Genomic DNA, 20286 nt, shown 5'->3' with positions numbered 1-20286 from the left:
AGGTGAGCCATGGCCGACGACTGGACGGGGGACGAGACCCTGTTCGCGGGCACCGCCGCGTACTACACGCGCGGGCGCCTGCCCTACGCCCCCGGCCTCGCACTGGTGCTGGCGCGTGCGCTGCGTCTGGACGGCACCGGCCGCCTGCTGGACCTGGGCTCAAGGGCGGGGCGGGCAGCGGGGAGACGCGGTGGCCGCCGGTCCCGTACGAGGGCATCGGCCGGCTGGTGAAGGAGTACCTCGGGCCCGTACGGCGCGCGGGGCGTGGGGTGTTGCCGAGGGGTACGCCCGGCGGAGAGGCCGAGGTCTTCCGGCGGGCCGGGTTCCTGGGGCCCGAGCGTCATGTCGTCCCGGGGGCCGGGGAGTTGACGCGGGGCGAGGGCGATGTCGTCGCCGGAGTGTTCTCGCTGTCCTCGTCGGCGCCGCAGCTGTTCGGGCGCCGGTCGGGCGCGTTCGAGGCGGAGGTGCGGGGGCTCTTGCGGGCCCGGTCGCCACAGGGGTGGTTCTCGGAACGGGGGCCCGACACCGAGGTGTTCGTGTGGCGTATCCCGTGAACCCGGCGTCGCCGTGCCCCCGGAGCGGGGGCACGGCGCGGTGGGCCGGCGGGTGCCGTCAGACCGTGCCGCTGGCGGCGACGGTGATCTTGCCCTTGGTGGAGCCGCTCTGGCTGCCCAGGGACTCGACCTTGTCCACGACGTCCTGGCCCTCGACGACCTCGCCGAAGACGACGTGCTTGCCGTCGAGCCAAGGGGTGACGACCGTGGTGATGAAGAACTGCGAGCCGTTGGTGTTCGGGCCGGCGTTCGCCATGCTCAGCAGGTACGGGCGGTCGTGCTTGCGGGAGAAGTTCTCGTCCGCGAACTTCTCGCCGTAGATGCTCTTGCCGCCGGTGCCGTCGCCCCGGGTGAAGTCGCCGCCCTGCAGCATGAACTGCGGGATGACGCGGTGGAACGGCGAACCGGCGTAGCCGAAGCCGTGCTCACCGGTGGCCAGCTCGCGGAAGTTCTTGGCGGTCTTGGGGACCACGTCGTCGTAGAGGCGGAAGACGACCCGGCCGGCCGGCTGGTCGTCGATGTTGATGTCGAAGTAAACGTTGTCGCTCATGGAGATCAACCTACCGTCGTACGGCGCCCGGCGTTCACCGACGCCCCTTCCGGCGTACGCCGAGGAGTGTGATCCTCGGCGCACAACTGCCCTGGAATTCTCGACTGCAACCACTTTGTGAGGCGCCTGCGAACACCAATGGGCCCGCAAGAGCGCTGTGTTGACCCACCCGTGCGCCGGGAATGTGCGCACCTGTGAACTGTGTCACCTCTTGCCCCTCGCTCGCTATCCGCCGAACAACTGACCTACCAAGTGACCGGCAGCGTCCTCGGTCCCCGGATCAGCCCGTCGCGCTGGAACTCCACCTCCCCGGGCGCCACCGCCAGCCTCAGTCGCGGGAAGCGCTCCAGCACGGAACCGATCAGCACCTCCGCCTCCATCCGGGCCATCAGCGCGGCCAGACAGAAGTGCGGCCCGTGGCCGAACGCGACGTGCCCGGGGCCGGTGCGGTCGAAGTCCAGCGCGTCCGGGTCGGGGAAGACCTCGGGGTCGCGGTTGGCGGCGACGTAGGCGTTGTAGACGGCCTCGCCCCTGCGGATCAGATGACCGCCGATCTCCACGTCCTCGGTGGCGATCCGCGGGATGCCCACGCCGTTGCGGTGCGGCACGAAGCGGAAGAGCTCCTCCACCGCCCTCGGCAGCAGCTTCGGTTCGCGCCGCAGCCGGGCGCACTGCTCCGGATGGGTGAGCAGCGCGTACATCATCGACCCGCTGTTGTTGCGCACCGCGTGACCGCCGCTGACGTAGACCGCCATGGCGAGCGAGACCGCCTCGTCGTCGGTGATCTCACCGCTCGCGGCGGCCGCCGCCAGCACCCCGGCGAGGTCGTCGCGCGGCTCCTCGCGGCGCCGGCGCAGCAGCTCCACCACCCGGCCGCGCGTCGTCGCGCGGGCCTGCCTGTTGCGGTCCTCGCCGTCGGCGGCCTTGGACAGCAGCGCCTCGGAATGCCCCGCCCAGGCGCGCCAGTCGTCCTCGTCCGCGCCCAGGAACGCGCAGACCACGGCGATGGGGAACGGCGTGTACAGATGCTCCATGAGGCCGCCGGGCGGTCCCGCCTGCTCCATGCCGTCCAGCGCCCGGCGGGCGATGCGCTCCGCCACCGGCCGCAGCCGCGCCATGCTCCGCGCGGTGAACGCGCGCGCCACGACCCGCCGCAGCACCGTGTGCCGCGGCGGGTCGATGTACTGCAGCCCCGCCGTCTGCGAGGCGACCGCCTGGGGCGCCATGCTGGTCACCGAGCGTCCGACCAGCTCCGCGCGGGAGAAACGGGGGTCCGAGGTGACCGCGCGGACGTCCTCGTACCGGGTCACCAGCCAGGCGTGCCCGTCGCCGTACGGCAGGCTGATGCGGGTGACCGGCTCGTCGCGCAGCAGCTCGTCGAAGAACGGGTCGGGGTCGAGCGCGGGCAGGTCCTCGACGGTCCACGGCCGTACCGGCGGCGGGGGCGGGGGAGAGGCGGGCGCGGCATCCGGCGCGGACGTGGAGTCGAAGGGCATGGCGCATCACTCCCGAAGTTCCCGGATCGGCCCGGGCGGTGCGAACTCTGCCCCGTAGCCTGCCTCAGCCCCTCGGAGCCCGCACGCCGGACGCGCCCGGTCCGGGCGTCACCAGTAGTGACGGCGGCCGGCGATCGCGTGACCGGTGGCCCCCAGGATCCACAGCACGGCACCCACCACCGCCAGGATGATGCCGATGGTCCACAGGATCGAGATCCCGGTCAGAAAACCGATGATGAGCAAGATGACACCGACGGCGATCATGGTCTGCCTCCTGCGGGGAAGGGACTTCCTGACTCTCCTGGTGCCCCCGAACCGCCCGCATTCTCCTGCCGACGGCGGAAATCTTCCGCCGGCCCGCACGGGCGCGCGTACGACCGGGCGTCAGGACTCCCGCCGCGCGCCGTCCTCGGCCCGGGTGGGCAGCGCGAGGTGGGCGAGGTCGCCCGGCGGCGGCGTGCGCACCGGCCACAGCGGAGCGGCACCGCCGTCGGCCACGGCGGCGGGCGCGTCGGTGAGGTTCATGCGCTCGCGCAGCCGCCCGTAGAAGTCCATCGGCCCGAGCCGTACCACCCGCAGCCTGCGGGAGGCCGCGTACACCCCGATCCAGTCCCCGGGGTTGAGCACCCCGCGCACCTGGCCGTCGATGCTGACGGCGGCCGGACCCGAGCGCTCCAGGACGCGCAGCGCGATCGGCTCGTCCGGGGCGGCCAGCACCGAGCGGTTGAACGCCATGTGCGGCGCGACCGGCGTGAACAGCAGCCCCTCCGCGCGCGGCGAGACGACCGGCCCCCCGGCCGCGAAGCTGTACGCCGTCGAGCCCGTGGGCGTGGCCACCATCAGCGCGTCGGCGGAGTACGAGGCGAGCAGCTGCCCGGCGATGTACACGCCCACCGACACCTGGCGGTCCCGGGTCAGCCGCTCCACGACCACGTCGTTCAGCGCGGTGACGTTCAGCGCGACACCCCAGTCGTCGCTCTGCTCGCATTCCCCGCGCACCCTCGGCGGCGGCAGCAGGGGACCGCGCCCGTGGCCCACCAGCGGCTCCATGTGCGGGGGCACCTCCAGGCGGCACGAGGCGCGCAGGGTGAGCAGCATCCGGCTCTCCACGTCGAACCGGTCCTCCCGCACGGCGTCCAGGGCGGCATGCACCGCCGGAGCGGGCACCTCGGTCAGGAACCCGACGCGTCCGAGATCCACGCCGAGGATCAGCGCGTCGTCCTCCGTCGCGAGGCGGGCACCGCGCAGAAAGGTGCCGTCGCCGCCCAGGGTGACGATCAGATCCGGGTCGTGCGCCGCGGAGACCTCCTCACGGGCGCTGTGCCGCGTGCCGTCGCCCCACACGTCGATGTCGGCGCACCCCACCGCGTGCTCGGCGCACCACTCGCGCACGGTCTCCGCCGCGGCCAGGGCCGCCGGGCGTCCCTCGTGGACGACCAGGCCGATACGGTTCACCGTCATGTCCGTCGCCTCCCGGCCGCTCGCCCAGAGGGCCATCCTCGCCGGGAACCGCTACGGGTGCGCGGCGCGCCACGCCGCCCACGGCGGTCCCGGAGGGACGGACTCAGCCCGCGACCGCCGCGCGGGCCGCCCGCTCCACCAGCGCGACACCGTCCTCCATGGACGTGCTGCCGTCCGAGAGGACCGCGACGAGATAGCGGTGTCCGCCCTTCTCGACCCGGCCGACGCTGTTGACGTCCCACAGCCCGGTGGTGCTCCGCCGCAGCCAGCCGTTCTTCAGCGCCTCGTGCGAACCGGCCGCCGACACGCCCCAGGACTGGTCGTCGGCGACGTTCCCCATCAGCGAGCGGATGTACGCGCGGGAGGTCTGGTCGAGCGCGGTGTGCGGCCCGGGGTCGAACACCGCGCGCAGCAGCCGGATCTGGTCCCCCGGCGTGGTGCGGGTCAGTCCCCAGCGGGGTCCGGAACCGCCCTCGGTGCCGGTCAGCCCGAGCCGCTCGTTGGCCGCCTTCAGGCCCGGGGCGCGCCCGATGCTCCGCCACAGGGCGTTCGCCGCCGCGTTGTCGCTGTGCTCGATCATCGCCTTCGCCCGCTCGCGCTCCGCCGCGTTCAGGCCGTGCCCGGCGTCCCGGGCCTGCAGCAGGGCTGCCGCGAGGATGTCCACCTTGACGATGCTGGCCGTGTCGAACGGGCCGGTGTCGCCGTGGACCTCGGGCTCGCGCCCCGGGCCGTCCAGGTCGAGGACGGCGGCGGCGACGCGGGCCTTGCCCTCGGCGCGTACCGACTCGGCGAAGTCCGAGCCGTGTCCTGGCGCGGCGGCGGCCGGGAGCGCGCCGGCCGTCACCAGCGCGGCCGTCAGCGCGGCGAGCGCGCCCGTGACCGTGGCGCGCCGCGCCCTTTCGGCGCGGAACAGGTGCGTGAGCGGGTGGAGCATGGGGAGCGCCCTTCGCGGTGGGGGGTGGGGCACGGTGGAGCGAACCTAGACGGAAACGCCCCGGCCCCGGCGTGACGGCTGCCACGCCGGGGCCCGGTTCGCGTGAAATGTGACCAGGGCGACATGCCCTACTGGGCGGTGCCGAAGTCCTGGGTCCAGTAGCTGCCCGGCTGCGCGAGACCGACGCCGATCTCCTTGTACGAGCAGTTGAGGATGTTCTCGCGGTGGCCGGGGCTCGCCATCCAGCCCGCCATGACCTCGGCCGGGGTCGCGTAGCCGTACGCGACGTTCTCGCCGTACGCGCTCCACTGGTACCCGGCGGCGGTGATCCGGGTGCCCGGGTCGGAGCCGTCGGAGCCGGTGTGCGACATGTTCTGGTGGGCCGCCATGTCGTCGCTGTGCGCCTGCGCGGCCTTGTTCAGCTCGGCGTTGACGGTCAGGGGGCTGCAACCCACCTTCGCGCGCTCGGCGTTGACGAGCTGCACGATCTGGGCGACGGCACCGGAGGCGGGGGCGGCCGGGGCCGGGGTCGCGGCGGCGGTCGTCCGCACCGGCTTCGGCGCCGGCCTGGGCGCGCTCGGGGACGCGGTTCCGGCGGCCGACTCCACCGCGGTCTTCACGGCGGCCGGAGTGGCCTTCGGGGCGGCGGACTTCACCGGCGCCGAGGAGGGCGCGGAGGTGGTGGCCTTGGGGCGGGGCGCCGCCTGGTGGGTGCGGGCGGGAGCGGTGCGACGGGGCCCGGCGTGCTCGCGGTGCTGCTGGGCGGAGGGCGTCGCGGCCGGGGTGGCGGGCGCCGTCGAGTCGGCGGCCGGGCTGCTGCGGTGGCCCTCGGGGCGGAGGTGGTCCCAGCCCCGCGTCATGTGGTCCGCCGTGTCCTGCTGCCGGTCCCACGCCGTGCGGTACGGCGCCGAGCCGGTCTGCTCCCCCTTGTCGTCGCCCCACTTGACGCAGGCCATCGCGGCGGAGGGCACACCCACCGCGCCGACGGCGACGGCGGCTATCACCAACCGCCGGTACTGCTGCTGCTTGCGGTGCTTTGCCATGTGTGACCTCACTGCCATTGCGCGGACTTCGCCTTCTCAACTGCGAAGACGCTCTGCGAGACGCCATTCTTAGGAAGCGTTCACAGGGTGCGCAAAGAGCAGCTCGTACTACCTCGCTTCGTAGGACAGAAGCGGTCTGTACGTACAGGAAGGGGCAGGGCGGCCCCCTGGCGGCGGGTCGGTCCGCCCCTGCCGTGCCGTCAGAAACCCTGTGCGTTCGCGAAAACGAATCGCGGTCCCCGGTGAAGATCACCCCATGCGGTCAGGAATGATCCACATCCATACCAAGACGGACAAATCTCACTTGTCATCGGGCCGCCGACTACTAAGCGGCCCGCGTAGGTCGTGCGGAGGCTGTGACCGACGTCACGGAACCGTGTCCGATTTCGCCCGGTCGTCTCAGCCGGACACCTCCACGCGCCCGGCCGCCAGCAGCCGCAGCGCCTCCTCGGACGGCGATCCCGGCTCGGCGGTGTAGATGACGACGTTCTGGTCCCGGCCGGGGAGATGGAGGACGTCGCAGTTGACGGTCACCGGGCCGACCGCCGGATGGCGGAAGGTCTTGCGCAGGGTGTGGCCGGCCGCCACGTCGTGCGCGGCCCACAGACGGGCGAACTCCGGGCTCCCGGCGAGGAGTTCGTCGACCAGCGCCGTCACCTCCGCGGAGTCCGGATAGCGCGCGGCGGTGGCGCGGAGCCCCTGGACGGCGGAGCGCGCGAACCCGTCCGCGTCGGACACGCCGTAGAGCCGCCCGTCCCCCGGGTCCGGCCCGAGGAACGCGCGCCGGGCCAGATTGCGCTCGCGCGGGGGTACGGCGGAGAAGTCCTCCATCAGGGCGGCCGTGAGGTCGTTCCAGGCGAGCACCTCGTACGTCGCCGAGGTCACGAACGCGGCGGAGCCGGGCAGACGGTGGATCAGATCGAGGATGCTCCGCGGCACCTCGCGCGACGGGCCGGGCGGCGGGCCCGGGGGTGTGCCCGCGAGATGGTGGAGGTGCTCGCGCTCGGCGTCCGACAGCCGCAGCGCCCGCGCGAGCCCCGCCAGCACCTCGCGCGAGGGGCGCGGGGCCCGGGCCTGCTCCAGTTGTGTGTAGTACTCCGTCGAGATGAACGCCAGCTCGGCGACCTCCTCGCGCCGCAGCCCCGGCGTCCGCCGCCGCGCCCCGGCGGGCAGCCCCACCTCGGCGGGCCCGATCCGCTCCCGGCGGCTGCGCAGGAACCCGGCCAGTTGTCCTCTGTCCACGCCTCCAGTATTCCGCCGTCCGGACGTGCGCGGTGGGCACCGGGCGGGATTCCGCCAGGTACCGGTGGTACCTGGATGCGCCTGCGGCGGCGGCGCAGGCTTGCGGGCATGGACACCACCACCACCACCTCCCCCGGCCTGCTGGCCGGCAAGGTCGCCCTCGTCACCGGGGCCGGACGCGGGATCGGGGCCGCCGCGGCCCGGCTGTTCGCCCGCGAGGGCGCCCGGGTGCTGCTCGCCGCGCGCACCGAGGACCAGTTGAAGACGGTGACCGAGGACATCACCGCCGCCGGCGGGACCGCCGCGTACACCGTGTGCGACCTGGCCGACGCCGACTCGGTGCGCGCCGCCGTACAGCACGCCGTCGACCGCTACGGCCGCCTGGACGTCGCCTTCAACAACGGCGCGACCGGCCAGCCGCCCGGCCCCCTGGACCGGATGCCCGAGGCGGACTTCGACCGGCTCTACGCCGTCAACCTCAAGGGCCAGTGGCTCGCCATGGCCGCCGAGGTGGCCGCGATCCGGGCCACCGCGGGCAGCGGCGCCATCGTCAACAACTCCTCCGTCGGCAGCCACGGCGCCAACCCCGAACTGCCGGTCTACGGCGCGATGAAGCGGGCCCTGAACAGCCTCACCGAGTCCGCCGCCGTCACCTACGGACCCGAGGGCATCCGCGTCAACGCGATCGCCCCCGGCGGCACGCTCACCGAGATGATCCGCGCCTGGGAGGCCGAATCGCCGGGCCTGCTGGAACGGCTCGCCCAGGGCACCGCCCTGGGCCGCGCCGCCGCACCCGAGGAGATCGCGGAGGCCGCGGCGTGGCTGCTGAGCGACCGGGCGTCGTACGTCAACGGCACGATCCTGCGTGTGGACGGGGGCGCGAAGCTCTGAGCTCGGCGGGGGCGGCACGTCTTGCGGGGCGGGCGGGTCCTGCGGGGCGGGCGGAGCCGGCAGGTCCGGTGGGGCCGGTGGGGCCGGCCCGGCCGGGCGTCCGGCACATGTCCCGCGCGTCCCGCACGTCCGGCGTAGCCGCGCCGGTCCCGTGCGGGGCGGCCGTGCCTATGGTGGAGCGTGATCGACTCCGACACCGGGCCCGCCCGGCGGCGGCGCCGGCGGCCGGGCTACGCGGCCGCCGCGGGCGTCTTCGCCGTGGGCATGATGGGCACGACGCTCCCCACGCCGCTGTACGGGCTCTACCGGCAGCAGATCGGGTTCTCCGAGCTGATCGTCACCGTGGTGTTCGCCGTCTACGCCGTCGGCGTCATCACCGCGCTGCTCGTCGCGGGCGGCGCCTCCGACGTGCTGGGCCGCCGCCCGGTGCTGGGCTGCGCCCTGGGGCTCTCCGCGCTCAGCGCGGTCTGCTTCCTCTTCGAACAGGGGCTGCCACTGCTCTACGTCGGCCGGGTGCTGTCCGGCTTCTCGGCGGGGCTGCTCAGCGGCACGGGCACGGCGGCCGTCCTCGATCTGGCACCGGCCGGGCGGCGGGGGCGCGCCGCGCTCGCGGCCACCGCGGCCAACATGGGCGGCCTCGGCCTCGGCCCGCTGCTCTCCGGCTTCCTCGCGCAGTACGCGCCCCGTCCGCTGAGCCTGCCCTTCCTCGTGCACCTGGGACTGCTGGCCGTCGCCGCCGCCGTCACCGCCCTGCTCCCCGAGACGGTCCGCCACGAGGGGCGGCGCTCGCCCTTGCGTCCCCAGGGCATGACGATCCCGCCGCAGGTGCGCGGGGTGTTCGGGCCGAGCGCGCTGGCCGCGTTCGCCGGGTTCTCCCTGCTCGGCCTCTTCACGGCGGTCGCCCCCGCGTTCCTCACCGAGACGCTGGGCGAGCGCAACCTCGCCGTCACCGGCGCCGTCGTGTTCTGCGTGTTCTGCGCCTCGACCGTCGGCCAGCTCCTCATGGGGCGCCTGGGCCCGCGCGCCGCGCTCCCGACGGGGTGCGCGGTGCTCGCCGCGGGCCTGGTGCTGGTCGGGGTCTCGCTGCTGGCCGAGTCGCTGCCGGTGCTGCTCGCCGGGGCGGTGGCGGGCGGGATCGGGCAGGGCATGGCGTTCCGCGCGGGCCTCACGGCGGTCGGCTCGGCAGCACCCCCGGACCACCGGGGCGCCACCATCTCGGCCTTCTTCGTCGTCGCCTACCTCGGCATCTCCCTGCCCGTCGTCGGCGTGGGCGCCCTCGCCGTGGCGCTCGACGTGCGCGGGGCGGGCATCGTGTTCACGGCGTGCGCGATCGTGCTGGTGGCGGCGGTGGGTTTCCGGGTGGGGCGCCGGCCGCCGGAGGCGCTGTGACGGCTCCCCGGCGGGACGTCACGGCAGGGTGACCGCCGGATATGTCTCGGTGTACGTCTCACCGCGGGCGCCCTGATAGACGCAGGTGCGCGCCGTCAGATCGACGTCGTAGCGGACCACCCCCGCCTCCCAGCAGCCCCGCACGAACTCGGGGAACGAGGTCTCGCCCGCCTGGTCGGCGCGGAGTGCGGCGAGCAGGGCCGCGCGGTCGAACGGCGGCACGTCGGTCATGCCGCCGATCAGCGGCTCGCCCTGGACGGCGACGGGTCCGGCGTCGGTGACGTAGAGCATCGCCCCGGACGGGACGGTCATCGTGCAGCGGGTGGTGCCTGCCTGGCGGAGGGCTTCGGCGAGGTAGGGGAAGCCGCCCGCCGAGGGACGCACGGAGGCGCCGCGCTCCAGGGCTGCCTTGAGGGTCGGGACTGCGGTGTGGGGGGTCATGGGTGCCACGTTGCCATCATGGCAACATGTTGTCAAAATGGCCCTGTGGTGCGGATGTGGCACGCTGTTGCCGTATCAATGGCGAACGGGCGGGCCGGGAGGCTGGGCATGGGTGACGAGGCGGCACTGCTGGTCGCGGACATGTACGAGGCGGCGGGCGCGCTGCGGCGGCTGGGGGAGCGGACCGCTGCCGCCGAGGGGCTCACGCAGGCCCGCTGGCAGGTGATGAGCGTGGTGGCGGAGAGCCCGCTGACCGTGCCGCAGGCGGCGCGGCGGCTCGGGGTGAGCCGGCAGAACGTCCAGCGGGTCGCGGGCGACCTGGTCGAGCGGGACCTCGCCGCCTTCGAGCCCAACCCGGATCATCGGGGTTCACCCCTCCTGGTCCTCACCGGCGCGGGCGCCGAGGCACTGGGCCGCGTCACCGAACGCGCCACGGCGACGCACCGCGCGGTGTTCGGGGAGATCCCGGGCGAGGACGTGCACGCGGCCAGGGAGTTCCTGCGCGTGCTGCTGACGGAGCTGGACCGGTACGAAGCGGCCGGGGGAGAGGGCGCGGGCGGCCCCGAGGGTGCCGATCAGAACCGCTGACCCGCCGGCACCCGTACCGTCGTCGTCACCCGCGCCTGACCGGGCCCGCGCGGAGTCGAGCCGAAGCCGAACCGCACCGGCGGCACCACGGGCCCCACGGGTCCGAGGTCGCGCCCCTCGTACACGGCCGTCGCGGCGGTGACCCGGCGCAGATCACGGGCGCCGTACCACTCGTAGCGCCCGTTTCCCGCCGAGCCGCGGGTGCGCAGGCCCAGCAGCCGGGCGAACGGGTCGAACAGCGTGGCGCACCCGGTACTGGCCGCCACCCGGCCCGGCACCGCCCGCAGCAGCAGCCCCAGCGGCCCGCGCCGGCCGACCGTGAAGCGCAGGGCGAGCAGCGGACCCACGTCCACGCTCCAGTGGGCGCCGTCGGTCCGTACCCCTACGGGGACGACCCTGACCTCGTCGAAGCCGTACGTCCCGGCGATGAAGTCCGCCGTCCGGCGGGTCGGGGCCAGCAGGACCCGGTGGCCGCCGGCGGTCTCCACCATCACGTCGCTGAACGGGCCGAACGGCGAGCGCGGCCAGTGGCCCAGCACCAGCCGGGTGCCGGAGGCCGTGCCGATGCCGGTGATCCAGCCGTCGAAGCGCAGCAGAGCGGGCCGCCCGGGGGCGCCGTGCGCTTCGCGCGGGGCGGGGTGTGCCTGCTCCGATCCGGGGGACACCATCCGCCCCGACTCCCCCCGGACCCCTACGGCGAAACCCCTACTCCCGCGCCAGCATCTCCCGCGCCGCCTCCAGCGCCTCGGCCCGGTCGTGCGGGACGACACCGATCCGGGTGCGCCGGTCGAGCAGGTCGGACGGTACGAGGGCGGCCTCGTGCCGTACCGCCCACAGGAGTTCGGCGCGGGTGACCGGATGGCCGGGTATCACCGGCTCGGCCAGACCCGGGTCCCGCTCGGCCAGCGCGTGCACCGCCGCCGCCTCGGTGCCGTAGCGGCGGACAAGGCGGGCGGGGGCGGGCAGACGGCGCAGGGCGGCCGGTTCGGCGGCGCCGACCAGGGGGAGCGCGGCGGTGGGGGAGGGCCCGGCCGGGAGCCGGTGGGCGGCGACGGCCGCGTCCACGGCGTCCTCGGCCATCCGGCGGTACGTCGTCAGCTTGCCGCCGACCACGGTGACCACGCCCTCGCCCGAGGTGAGCACGGCGTGCCTGCGCGAGATGTCCGAGGTGCGCGCCCCGGCCGACCCGGGCGCCGAGGTGTCCAGGAGCGGGCGCAGTCCGGCGAAGGCGCCGTCCACCTCGTCCCGGCGCACCGGTGTGTCGAGGACCGAGCCGAGCACGTCGAGGAGGAAGCCGATGTCGGTCTCCGGCACCTCGGGCTCGTCGGGGATGTCGCCCTCCACCGGCTCGTCGGTGAGCCCGACGTAGGTACGACCGTCGCCCTGCGGCAGGACCAGGACGAACCGGTTGGTCTCGCCGGGGACCGGGATGTGCAGCCCGGCCGGCAGCGAGCCCAGCCGCCGCGAGCGCAGGACCAGATGGGTGCCCCGGGAGGGCCGTACACGCAGCCCCTCGACCAGGCCGCCCGCCCACACGCCGGTCGCGTTGACGACGGCCCGCGCCCTGATCTCCCCTTCCTGGCCGGTGAGTTCGTCGCGGACGCGGGCGCCCCCGGAGTCAAGGCGCAGCGCGCGCACCCGGGTGAGGACCCGGGCGCCGTGCGCCGCGGCCGTGCGGGCCAGCGCGGTGACCAGACGGGCGTCGTCGGTCACCTTGCCGTCCCAGGAGAGCAGCCCGCCGCGCAGGCCCTCGGCGCGTACCGCCGGGGCCAGCAGCCGGGCCTCGGCCGAGGTGAGCCGGCGCGGCACGGGCAGCACCTGGCGCGGGGTGCGGGCGGCCAGGCGCAGCATGTCACCGGCCCGGAACCCGGCCCAGGCCAGCGACGCCTGACCACGCGACACCAGCGGGGTCAGCGGCAGTACGAAGGGCTGCGCGGCCACCAGATGCGGTGCCGTGCGGGTCATCAGCACCCCGCGCTCCACCGCGCTCTCGTGCGCCACGTCGAACTGCCCGGCGGCCAGATAGCGCAGCCCGCCGTGGATCAGCTTGGAGCTCCAGCGGGAGGTGCCGAAGGCCAGGTCGTGCGCGTCGACCGCGACCACGCTCAGACCCCGTGCCGCCGCGTCCAGGGCGACACCGGCGCCCGTCGCGCCGAGCCCGATCACCAGCACGTCGGCCGTCGATCCGTCGGTGGCGGAGGCGAGTTCACGGGTGCGCCGGGCTGCGTCGAGGGACGATCCCGGTACCGCCCCGGCGGAGGCGTCCGTACGGCTCATGGCGTGAGGGTCCTCTCCAGAAGGGTGCGCAGTTCGCCGAGCAGGGCCGCGGAGTCCAGCTCGGGGTCGTCCTCGTCGGTCATGGTGCGCAGCGACAGCGCGAAGGACTGCACGGTCAACAGCAGGGCGCGCGCCTGCCGTTCGGGGTGTCCGGCGCGCACCGAGCCGTCGGAGTGGCCCGCCCGCAGCGACTCGGTCAGCAGGGCGAGCAGCGCCTGCTGGCTCGCGCCGCGCCGGTCGAGCACATAGGGGAGCAGCAGCTCGGGATCGACGTCGACGATCTTGCGGAAGAGGGGATGGGCGCGGAACTCGGCCACCCCGGTGACCAGTCCGTCCACGATCCGCTCCCGCGCGCCGGTGCCCGCGCGCTCCTCGGGGAGGACGCGCGTGGCGACCGCGAGCCATTCCCGGGTCATCAAGTCGCCCACCAGGGACCGCAGATCGGGCCAGCGCCGGTAGAGCGTCATCCGGGAGACCCCGGCGCGGCGGGCCACGTCGGCGAGGGTGGTCCGGCGGACGCCGACGGCCAGGACGCAGTCGCGCACCGCGTCGAGCACGGGGTCGGCGTCCGAACTGTTGTGACGGATGGACGTCATGTGTCACAGTGTAACGCCCCAAGGGGTCCGGCGGACCCGGGGCCGTACGCCGCCTCGTGCGAGCCGCCGTATGAACCGCCTTCCGTGTGAACCGAGTTGGTGAGGACGACCGTTCGATGGACATGCTGTGGAACGGCTGGGGCGACCCGGCCAAGGCGGCACCGCTGCCCGAGAACGTGACCGGCCTGCTGCGCGACCTGCTCGGCGTCCGCCCGCGCACCACCGCCCCGCTCGCCCTGACCGACCTCGACCTGCCCACGCCCCCGGCCGACCCGGCCGCGCTCGGCGCCCTCGCCGACGCCGTCGGCGGACCCGAACACGTGCGCACCGACGCCGAGTCCCGCGTCCGGCACACACGCGGCAAGTCCACCCCCGACCTGCTGCGCCTGCGCGCCGGCGACCTGACGGACGTACCGCACGCCGTCGTCCTGCCCGGCTCGCACGAGCAGGTCCTCGCCGTGCTGCGGGCCTGCGCCGCGCACGGACTCGCCGTCGTGCCGTTCGGCGGCGGCACCAGCGTCGTCGGCGGACTCGCCCCACGGAAAAGGGAGTTCGTCGCCCTCGACCTGCGCCGCATGAACGGCCTGCTCGGCCTCGACCCCGTCTCCCGCACCGCCGTCCTCCAGCCCGGACTGCGCGGCCCCGAGGCCGAAGCCCTGCTCGCCGCGCGCGGGTTCACCCTCGGCCACTTCCCGCAGTCCTACGAGTGGGCCACCGTCGGCGGATTCGCCGCCGCCCGCTCCAGCGGCCAGGCCTCCGCCGGATACGGCCGCTTCGACGAGATGGTCCTCGGCCTCACCCTCGCCACCCCCGAGGGCACCATCGAGACCGGCCGCGCGCCCCGCTCCGCCGCCGGACCCGACCTGCGCCAGCTGATCCTGGGCTCCGAGGGCGCCTTCGGCGTCATCACCTCCGTGACCGTGCGGGTACGCCCGCTGCCCGAGCAACGGCTGTACGAGGCATGGCGGTTCGGCTCCTTCGAGGAGGGCGCCGCCGCGCTGCGCCGCCTCGCCCAGGACGGACCCCGGCCCACCGTGCTGCGCCTGTCCGACGAGACCGAGACCCTGATCGGGCTCGCCCAGCCCGACCGCATCGGCGCCGCCTCGGACCAGGGGTGCCTCGCCGTCACCGGGTACGAGGGCACCCAGGAGGACGTCGCGTTCCGCCGCGAACGCGCCGCCGCCGTCCTGAGCGCGTCCGGGGGCGTCTTCGCCGGCGCCGAACCCGGCGAACGCTGGGCCCACGGCCGCTACTCGGCGCCCTATCTGCGCGACGCCCTCCTCGACGCGGGCGCCTTCGCGGAGACCCTGGAGACCGCCGCGTTCTGGTCGCGCATCCCCGAGCTGTACGCCGCCGTCCGCACCGCGCTCACCGACACCCTCACCGGCGCGGGCACCCCGCCGCTGGTGATGTGCCATGTCTCGCACGTCTACGAGAACGGCGCCTCCCTCTACTTCACCGTCGTCAGCGCCCAGGGCGAGGACCCGGTGGCCCACTGGACCCCCGCCAAGCACGCCGCCAACGAGGCGATCCTCGCCGCCGGGGGCACCATCTCCCACCACCACGGGGTCGGCACCGACCACCGCGACTGGTATGTGCGCGAGGCGGGCCCGCTCGCCGTCGACGCCCTGCGCGCCGTGAAGAACCGCCTCGACCCGGACGGCCTGCTCAACCCCGGCGTCCTGCTCCCCGCCGACTGACCGGCCCCCAACTCCCCGACCGCTTCGCCCCGGAGGCACACCGATGCGCCAGTTCACCGCCGTGGTCAACCCGACCGCGGGCGGCTCCACCGGGGCCGCCACCCTCCTCGCGGTCGGCCGCCTGCTCCGCGAGGCGGGCGCCACCCTGGAGACCGAGTACAGCCACGGCCTCGACCACGCCCGCGAACTCGCCCGCGCGGCGGGGGAGTCGGGCCGCGTCGTCCTCGCCGTCGGCGGCGACGGCATGGCGGGCGCGATAGGCGGCGCCCTCAGCGGCACCGGCGCCCTCCTCGGACTCATCCCCTCCGGACGCGGCAACGATTTCGTCCGCGCCCTCGGCCAGCCCGCAGAGCCCGCCGCCCTCGCCGAGGTCCTGCTGCGCGCCGAGCCCCGCCAGGTCGACACCATCGAGGTCGAGTCCGCCGTCCACCCCCGCACCGTCGTCCTCGGCAGCGTGTACGCCGGAGTGGACGCGCTCGCCAACCAGTACGCCAACCACGCCCGGCTGCTGCGCGGTTCGGCCTCCTACTACGCGGGCGGCCTGCGCGCCGTCGCCGGCTGGCGCCCCGCCGACTTCCGCGTCACCATCGACGAAGTCCCCTACGAACACCGGGGATTCACCGTCGTCGCCGCGAACTCCCGCTACTACGGCTCCGGCCGCGTCATCGCACCCGGCGCCGAGATCGACGACGGCCTCCTCGACGTCGTCTTCATCCGCGAGGCGCCCCGCACCCTCTTCTTCGCCCTCATGAACGACCTCAAGACCGGCACCCATGTGCGCCGCCCCGAGGTGAGCGTCGTACGCGGCCGGGAACTGCGCATCGAGGCCACCCGCCCGCTGCCCTACGGCGCCGACGGCGAGGTGGAGGCCACCCTGCCCGTCACCGCCCGCGTCCGCCCCCGCGACCTCGCCGTGCTCTGCTGAGCGTCGCGAACTGGTAACGTCGCGCAACCAACGCTCCGTCACCGAGGTCTGAACCAATATGAAGATCTCTTTCCTTCTGCACAACGCGTACGGAATCGGAGGGACGATCACCACGACCTTCAATCTGGCCGGGGCCCTCGCGGAGCGGCACGACGTGGAGATCGTCTCCGTGCTGCGCAACCGCGACAACCCGCCCCTCACCCTGGACCCCCGGGTCCGGGTGCGCCCCCTGGTGGACCTGCGCACCGAACGCGACGACCCGCTGCACAGGGAACCGGCGCGGATCTTCCCCGCCGCCGAACAGCGGCACGGCCAGTACAGCCGGCTCACCGACGAGCGCATCGCCCGGTGTCTGGCGGACACCGACGCCGACGTCGTGATCGGCACCCGCCCCGGACTCAATGTGCACCTCGCCCTCCAGGCCCCCGGCCGCGTCCTGCGCGTCGGACAGGAGCACCTCACCTGGGACCACCACTCGCCCCGGCTGCGCACCGTCCTGCGCCGCGCCTACCGCCGGCTTGACCTGCTCACCACCGTCACCGAGGCCGACGCCCGCGTCTACCGCCGCCAGGCCCGGCTCACCCGCGTCCCCGTCCGGGCCCTGCCCAACAGCGTGCCCGACCCCGTGCTGCCCCCCGCCGACGGCCGGTCCAGGCTGATCGTCGCCGCCGGACGGCTCGCCTCGGTCAAGGGCTACGACCTGCTCGTGCGCGCCTTCGCCAAGGTCGCCGCCGAACACCCGGACTGGCGCCTGCGGATCTACGGCATCGGCGAGGAACGCGACCGGCTGCGCGACCTCGTCCAGGAACTCGGCCTTAGCAACCACGTCCATCTGATGGGCGCCGCCGCCCCCATGGAGGGCGAGTGGGTCAAGGCGTCCATCGGGGCGGCCAGTTCGGTCTTCGAACCGTTCGGCATGACCATCGTCGAGGCGATGCGCTGCGGACTCCCCGTCGTCAGCACCGACTGCCGCTACGGCCCCGGCGAGATCATCCGGGACGGTGTGGACGGCCGGCTCGTGCCGCCCGGCGACCCCGACGCCTTCGGCGCAGCCCTGCTCGACCTCGTACGCGACGACGAGCGCCGCCGCGCCATGGGCCGCGCCGCCGCCGAGAACGCCCGGCGCTACGCCCCCGACTCCGTGGTGGCCGAGGCCGAACGGCTGCTCACCGGCGCGGTCGCCGCCCGCGCCGCCGGACACCACCCGGACCCGGACGCCCTGGGCCACCGCCTCACCGGCAGCGCCCACGCCGCCCGCGACCTCGCGCACGTCACCGCCGCGCGCGTGCTCAGAACCCTGAGGGGACGCCGATGACGACAGCGAACGGCCCCGCGCCCCGCGCCCTCTGCCACGCCGACGCCGACGGCCGGATCACCTTCGAACTCGCCGAGCCCGCCGCGCACCCCGAGGCCCGCGTCCTGCTGCGCCGCAGACCCGCCAAGGGCGAGCCCGAGCCCGAGGAACACGCGCTCCCCCTCGAACCGGCGGGCGGCGGACGCCATCGCGCCGTACTGGAGCCCAAACCCTCGCTCACCGAGGGCCGTTGGGACGTGCTCCTGGTCCGCGAACCCGGCGCGGAACCCGAGCGGCTGCGCTCCGGCCCGCGCGACCTGCGCGCCCTCGTCGACGGCCATCTGCGCGCCTGGGAGGCGCCGGTCGCGGTGCGCGTCCCGTACGCCGCCAAGGACGGCCACCTCGCGGTGCGGGCCTGGCGGCGCCCCGCGCACGCCGAGACCGGCCGCATCGACGTGGCGGAGCGGAGCACGACGGTGACCGCGCGCCTGCACGGCACCGAGTTCACCGACGGCGGCCTCGTACGGGTGCGGCTGCGCGGCGGCCGGGGCCGGGAGGTGACCGTGACGCCCACCGTGGACGACGACCGCCGGGGCTTCGCCTTCACCGTGGACCACGGCGGACTCGCGGGCCCCGAGGTGCCGGACGCGCCGGGCTACTGGGACGTGTACGTCCTGCCCGGGGCCGGTGCCGCGCCGGTACGGGCCGCGCGCCTCCTGGACGACGTGGCCGACCGCAAGCACTCCTTCGTCCATCCGGCGGCGCGCGTCGGGGCGGTCACCGTGCGGCCGTACTACACGGTCGACAACGACCTCTCCTTCGACGTCGGCCCGGCCGGCTGACGGGCACCCGCCGGCCGACCGGCGCCCCGGCCCGCGCCGTACGACGCGGGCCGGGAGCGCGGCCGTTCCCTCAGGACAGGGTGCGGCACAGCAGCGCCGCGGGTCCCGGACGGCTGCCGAGGCGGGTGGTGAAGGCGATCCCGGCCGCGTACTCGTTCACCGCGCACTGCCCCTTGAGGTTGCCCTCGGCGAAGTCGCCGCCCGCGCCGTCGGCGGGACGGTTGTCCGAGCGGTCGAACCACACCGTACGGCCGCTGCCACCGAGCGCGCCCTTGCCCGGCGCGCACACCGCCGCCGAGACCCGCGCGCCGCGCAGGCTGTAGCCGATGAGGAACGCCCCCGACGGGCACTGGAACTTGGTGTACCCCGAGGCCCAGTCGCCGCCCGAGGGGACGTACCGCTCGTCGTTCACCACCGTCTGGCCGCCGTCGGCCGCGCGCAGGTCGGCGGCGCCGGCGTCCGTGCACAGTCCGCGCCCGGCGGTGTGGCTCAGCCCGATCAGCCGCAGCCCGTCCGGGCAGGCCGCCTTGTAGGCGCCCGAGTCCCAGTCGCCGGCCGCCTTCGCCTTCAGGGACTCCACCGCGTCCCCGTGGTCGGTGCTCAGCATCCGCCACACCGGCACCGGAGTCACCGCGCCGGTCTTGCCCGAGTCGGCCATCAGCCGCTGCCAGCCCGCCGACCGCCAGTCGCCGCCGTCGAGGATGCCCGAGCGGTGCCCGGAGGCGTCGTAGCGCAGCAGCGCCCAGTCGTCGTGGCCCTCGAAGCCGACCAGCGGCCAGTACGCGAAGTCGGCGTCGTGGTCCGCGAAATAGTCGGTGACGTTGGTGAACCAGGTACGCGCCTTCGCGTTGGTGTCGCCCGAACCGGCGCCGAACTCGCTGATCCACACCGGGGCGGTGTAGTGCTTGCCGTTCTCCTCCACGAAGAACGCCTCGTCGTACAGGGCCTGCCCCAACTCCTCGCGGGACATGTCCTGGTAGCGGGCGTCGTGGGTCTCGCCGATGCCGGTCGCGCCGCTGTGCCGCGGTCCGGTGTAGCCGTAGAAGTGCGCGGAGTAGACCAACTTGTGTGCGTTCACGAGGGTGTTGGACAGGGTGCGCACCGGGGTGAGCATCGGGCGGCCGTGCGGCAGGCCGTCCACGGGCAGGCCCGTCCAGTTGATGCCCTCGATCACGATGAGCAGGTTCGGGTTGCCCTCGGTCAGGATGCGGTCCCCGGCCAGCTGGGCGGCCGCGTACCAGTCGTGGTCGTCGCCCAGGCCCCAGTTGGGGTCGTCGAGGATGTTCCGGCGGACCTCGTTGTAGAGGTCGGCGCCGACCACGCCGGGCACATTGGCGTAGCGGCGGGCCATGAACACCCAGTCGTCGGCCCACTGCTGGGTGGACTGGCTGGTGTTCCACCGCTCGTTGCCGTCGACCCCGCAGCACCAACGGGACGTGTTGGTGTGGTTGTTGAGGATGACCGCGAACCCGCTGTCGCTGAGCGCGTTCACCACGGCGTCGTAGACCTGGAGCGGGGTCTTGCCGCGCAGCTGGGGGTTGGCGGCCACGGCGGCGTCGGGGATCGTCGCCGTGGAGTGGACCATCTCGTTGGAGAACGGCAGCCGGATGCTGTTGATGCCCAACTGACGGAAATCGGAGAGCAGTTGGGCTATCGGCGTCCGGTCGAGGCCGAGCGGGATGTTGTGCGAGTCCTGGCCCGCGTGGTGGTTCGCCGCGTCGTCCTTGCTGCCGCTGCCGTTCCACGAGCCCTGCGCGCCGTCCCAGTTGGCGGACTTCAGCCGGAAGCGCTCGCCCCGGCTGTCGACGATGTAGCGGCCCTGGGTGGACAGCGGGCCGTGCCAGGTGGCGGCGGCCTCGGCGGCCGAGGCGCCGTGCGCGTCGGCCGCCGGAGCGGCGGTGGCGCTCGGTGCCGCGTGCGCGGCCGGGGCCGCGGCGGAGACGAGAAGCAGCCCTGCGGCCGTGGCGGCCAGACGCAGGGACGGTGAAGCTGTCGGCATGGGGGAGCCCTTGGTCTTCCGGGGGATGAAAGTGCGTGAACGCGCTTGAAAAGCACGGGAGTTG

20 protein-coding genes are annotated in these 20286 nt (G+C 74.4%); 8 read left to right on the top strand and 12 right to left on the bottom strand.

Going from position 1 to position 20286, the window contains the following annotated elements:
• Positions 1–9: 9 nt before the first annotated feature.
• Positions 10–231: a hypothetical protein gene (locus AB0898_RS31900; protein WP_407078410.1), complete on the top strand. Its 222-nt coding sequence runs from the start codon at positions 10–12 to the stop codon at positions 229–231.
• A gap of 381 nt (positions 232–612) precedes the next feature.
• Here the strand turns inward: AB0898_RS31900 and AB0898_RS26330 are convergent, their stop codons facing one another.
• The 7 genes from AB0898_RS26330 to AB0898_RS26300 all read right to left on the bottom strand — a co-directional run bounded on the left by AB0898_RS26330 (position 613) and on the right by AB0898_RS26300 (position 7280).
• Positions 613–1104, bottom strand: coding sequence for a peptidylprolyl isomerase (locus AB0898_RS26330; protein WP_366805470.1), 492 nt, complete (start codon positions 1102–1104; stop codon positions 613–615).
• 245 nt (positions 1105–1349) lie between these two features.
• Positions 1350–2600, bottom strand: a complete 1251-nt coding sequence (locus AB0898_RS26325) for a cytochrome P450 (protein WP_366805469.1) — start codon at positions 2598–2600, stop codon at positions 1350–1352.
• A gap of 108 nt (positions 2601–2708) precedes the next feature.
• Positions 2709–2864: a DUF6131 family protein gene (locus tag AB0898_RS26320; RefSeq protein WP_366805468.1), complete on the bottom strand. Its 156-nt coding sequence runs from the start codon at positions 2862–2864 to the stop codon at positions 2709–2711.
• Between the two features lie 120 nt (positions 2865–2984).
• Positions 2985–4061 carry an NAD(+)/NADH kinase gene (locus tag AB0898_RS26315; RefSeq protein WP_366805467.1) on the bottom strand — a complete coding sequence of 359 codons (1077 nt, stop codon included), beginning with the start codon at positions 4059–4061 and terminating at the stop codon, positions 2985–2987.
• A 103-nt stretch (positions 4062–4164) separates the two neighbouring features.
• Positions 4165–4995, bottom strand: a complete 831-nt coding sequence (locus AB0898_RS26310; protein WP_366805466.1) for a serine hydrolase — start codon at positions 4993–4995, stop codon at positions 4165–4167.
• A 128-nt stretch (positions 4996–5123) separates the two neighbouring features.
• The gene (locus tag AB0898_RS26305; RefSeq protein WP_366805465.1) at positions 5124–6038 is read right to left on the bottom strand and encodes a CAP domain-containing protein; all 915 of its coding nucleotides are present in this window, start codon (positions 6036–6038) and stop codon (positions 5124–5126) included.
• A gap of 399 nt (positions 6039–6437) precedes the next feature.
• Positions 6438–7280, bottom strand: coding sequence for a helix-turn-helix transcriptional regulator (locus tag AB0898_RS26300; RefSeq protein WP_366805464.1), 843 nt, complete (start codon positions 7278–7280; stop codon positions 6438–6440).
• A 108-nt stretch (positions 7281–7388) separates the two neighbouring features.
• On the opposite strand from AB0898_RS26300, the gene AB0898_RS26295 reads away from it, so the two are divergent.
• On the top strand, positions 7389–8171 hold the full coding sequence (locus AB0898_RS26295; protein ID WP_366805463.1) for a glucose 1-dehydrogenase: 783 nt from the start codon (positions 7389–7391) through the stop codon (positions 8169–8171).
• 180 nt (positions 8172–8351) lie between these two features.
• The gene (locus tag AB0898_RS26290) at positions 8352–9560 is read left to right on the top strand and encodes an MFS transporter (protein ID WP_366805462.1); all 1209 of its coding nucleotides are present in this window, start codon (positions 8352–8354) and stop codon (positions 9558–9560) included.
• Positions 9561–9578: 18 nt separating this feature from the next.
• Here AB0898_RS26290 and AB0898_RS26285 read toward each other — a convergent pair whose 3' ends face one another.
• Positions 9579–10001 carry a DUF1398 family protein gene (locus tag AB0898_RS26285; protein ID WP_366805461.1) on the bottom strand — a complete coding sequence of 141 codons (423 nt, stop codon included), beginning with the start codon at positions 9999–10001 and terminating at the stop codon, positions 9579–9581.
• Between the two features lie 108 nt (positions 10002–10109).
• Here AB0898_RS26285 and AB0898_RS26280 point away from each other — a divergent pair, with 108 nt between their 5' ends.
• Positions 10110–10589 carry a MarR family winged helix-turn-helix transcriptional regulator gene (locus AB0898_RS26280; RefSeq protein WP_366805460.1) on the top strand — a complete coding sequence of 160 codons (480 nt, stop codon included), beginning with the start codon at positions 10110–10112 and terminating at the stop codon, positions 10587–10589.
• Here AB0898_RS26280 and AB0898_RS26275 read toward each other — a convergent pair.
• From AB0898_RS26275 to AB0898_RS26265, 3 genes are read right to left on the bottom strand one after another with little or no spacing between them, the layout of a single operon-like run.
• On the bottom strand, positions 10577–11257 hold the full coding sequence (locus tag AB0898_RS26275; protein WP_366805459.1) for a hypothetical protein: 681 nt from the start codon (positions 11255–11257) through the stop codon (positions 10577–10579). The two genes, AB0898_RS26280 and AB0898_RS26275, sit on opposite strands and share 13 nt — an antisense overlap.
• A 37-nt stretch (positions 11258–11294) precedes the next feature.
• Positions 11295–12866: a glycerol-3-phosphate dehydrogenase/oxidase gene (locus AB0898_RS26270; protein WP_366805458.1), complete on the bottom strand. Its 1572-nt coding sequence runs from the start codon at positions 12864–12866 to the stop codon at positions 11295–11297.
• Positions 12863–13462, bottom strand: a complete 600-nt coding sequence (locus AB0898_RS26265) for a TetR/AcrR family transcriptional regulator (RefSeq protein ID WP_366805457.1) — start codon at positions 13460–13462, stop codon at positions 12863–12865. The genes AB0898_RS26270 and AB0898_RS26265 overlap by 4 nt, the downstream gene beginning before the upstream one ends.
• A gap of 116 nt (positions 13463–13578) precedes the next feature.
• Here AB0898_RS26265 and AB0898_RS26260 point away from each other — a divergent pair, with 116 nt between their 5' ends.
• From AB0898_RS26260 to AB0898_RS26245, 4 genes are read left to right on the top strand one after another with little or no spacing between them, the layout of a single operon-like run.
• Complete coding sequence (locus tag AB0898_RS26260) at positions 13579–15162, top strand: FAD-binding oxidoreductase (RefSeq protein ID WP_366805456.1); 1584 nt, start codon at positions 13579–13581, stop codon at positions 15160–15162.
• A gap of 43 nt (positions 15163–15205) precedes the next feature.
• The gene (locus AB0898_RS26255; protein ID WP_366805455.1) at positions 15206–16087 is read left to right on the top strand and encodes a YegS/Rv2252/BmrU family lipid kinase; all 882 of its coding nucleotides are present in this window, start codon (positions 15206–15208) and stop codon (positions 16085–16087) included.
• Between the two features lie 58 nt (positions 16088–16145).
• Positions 16146–17402 (top strand): glycosyltransferase family 4 protein, encoded by a 1257-nt coding sequence (locus tag AB0898_RS26250; RefSeq protein ID WP_366805454.1) that lies wholly within the window; start codon positions 16146–16148, stop codon positions 17400–17402.
• Complete coding sequence (locus tag AB0898_RS26245; protein WP_366805453.1) at positions 17399–18223, top strand: hypothetical protein; 825 nt, start codon at positions 17399–17401, stop codon at positions 18221–18223. The genes AB0898_RS26250 and AB0898_RS26245 overlap by 4 nt, the downstream gene beginning before the upstream one ends.
• A gap of 70 nt (positions 18224–18293) precedes the next feature.
• Here the strand turns inward: AB0898_RS26245 and AB0898_RS26240 are convergent, their stop codons facing one another.
• On the bottom strand, positions 18294–20222 hold the full coding sequence (locus AB0898_RS26240) for a cellulase family glycosylhydrolase (RefSeq protein ID WP_366805452.1): 1929 nt from the start codon (positions 20220–20222) through the stop codon (positions 18294–18296).
• Between the last annotated feature and the right edge of the window lie 64 nt (positions 20223–20286).

The organism is Streptomyces sp. NPDC005435, assembly GCF_040703155.1.
Classification (GTDB): Bacteria; Actinomycetota; Actinomycetes; order Streptomycetales; family Streptomycetaceae; genus Streptomyces.
The sequence above is the reverse complement of the archived record's forward strand: the minus strand, read 5'-3'. Positions and strand labels throughout refer to the sequence as shown.

What these genes read in the sequence shown, in the direction of transcription:
- AB0898_RS26295 (WP_366805463.1), top strand. Translation starts at nt 7,389, where the DNA reads ATGGACACCACCACCACCACCTCCCCCGGCCTGCTGGCCGGCAAGGTC.
- AB0898_RS26285 (WP_366805461.1), bottom strand. Translation starts at nt 10,001, where the DNA reads ATGACCCCCCACACCGCAGTCCCGACCCTCAAGGCAGCCCTGGAGCGC.
- AB0898_RS26255 (WP_366805455.1), top strand. Translation starts at nt 15,206, where the DNA reads ATGCGCCAGTTCACCGCCGTGGTCAACCCGACCGCGGGCGGCTCCACC.
- AB0898_RS26245 (WP_366805453.1), top strand. Translation starts at nt 17,399, where the DNA reads ATGACGACAGCGAACGGCCCCGCGCCCCGCGCCCTCTGCCACGCCGAC.
- AB0898_RS26270 (WP_366805458.1), bottom strand. Translation starts at nt 12,866, where the DNA reads ATGAGCCGTACGGACGCCTCCGCCGGGGCGGTACCGGGATCGTCCCTC.
- AB0898_RS26260 (WP_366805456.1), top strand. Translation starts at nt 13,579, where the DNA reads ATGGACATGCTGTGGAACGGCTGGGGCGACCCGGCCAAGGCGGCACCG.
- AB0898_RS26250 (WP_366805454.1), top strand. Translation starts at nt 16,146, where the DNA reads ATGAAGATCTCTTTCCTTCTGCACAACGCGTACGGAATCGGAGGGACG.
- AB0898_RS26320 (WP_366805468.1), bottom strand. Translation starts at nt 2,864, where the DNA reads ATGATCGCCGTCGGTGTCATCTTGCTCATCATCGGTTTTCTGACCGGG.
- AB0898_RS26310 (WP_366805466.1), bottom strand. Translation starts at nt 4,995, where the DNA reads ATGCTCCACCCGCTCACGCACCTGTTCCGCGCCGAAAGGGCGCGGCGC.
- AB0898_RS26240 (WP_366805452.1), bottom strand. Translation starts at nt 20,222, where the DNA reads ATGCCGACAGCTTCACCGTCCCTGCGTCTGGCCGCCACGGCCGCAGGG.
- AB0898_RS26265 (WP_366805457.1), bottom strand. Translation starts at nt 13,462, where the DNA reads ATGACGTCCATCCGTCACAACAGTTCGGACGCCGACCCCGTGCTCGAC.
- AB0898_RS31900 (WP_407078410.1), top strand. Translation starts at nt 10, where the DNA reads ATGGCCGACGACTGGACGGGGGACGAGACCCTGTTCGCGGGCACCGCC.
- AB0898_RS26280 (WP_366805460.1), top strand. Translation starts at nt 10,110, where the DNA reads ATGGGTGACGAGGCGGCACTGCTGGTCGCGGACATGTACGAGGCGGCG.
- AB0898_RS26330 (WP_366805470.1), bottom strand. Translation starts at nt 1,104, where the DNA reads ATGAGCGACAACGTTTACTTCGACATCAACATCGACGACCAGCCGGCC.
- AB0898_RS26325 (WP_366805469.1), bottom strand. Translation starts at nt 2,600, where the DNA reads ATGCCCTTCGACTCCACGTCCGCGCCGGATGCCGCGCCCGCCTCTCCC.
- AB0898_RS26315 (WP_366805467.1), bottom strand. Translation starts at nt 4,061, where the DNA reads ATGACGGTGAACCGTATCGGCCTGGTCGTCCACGAGGGACGCCCGGCG.
- AB0898_RS26275 (WP_366805459.1), bottom strand. Translation starts at nt 11,257, where the DNA reads ATGGTGTCCCCCGGATCGGAGCAGGCACACCCCGCCCCGCGCGAAGCG.
- AB0898_RS26305 (WP_366805465.1), bottom strand. Translation starts at nt 6,038, where the DNA reads ATGGCAAAGCACCGCAAGCAGCAGCAGTACCGGCGGTTGGTGATAGCC.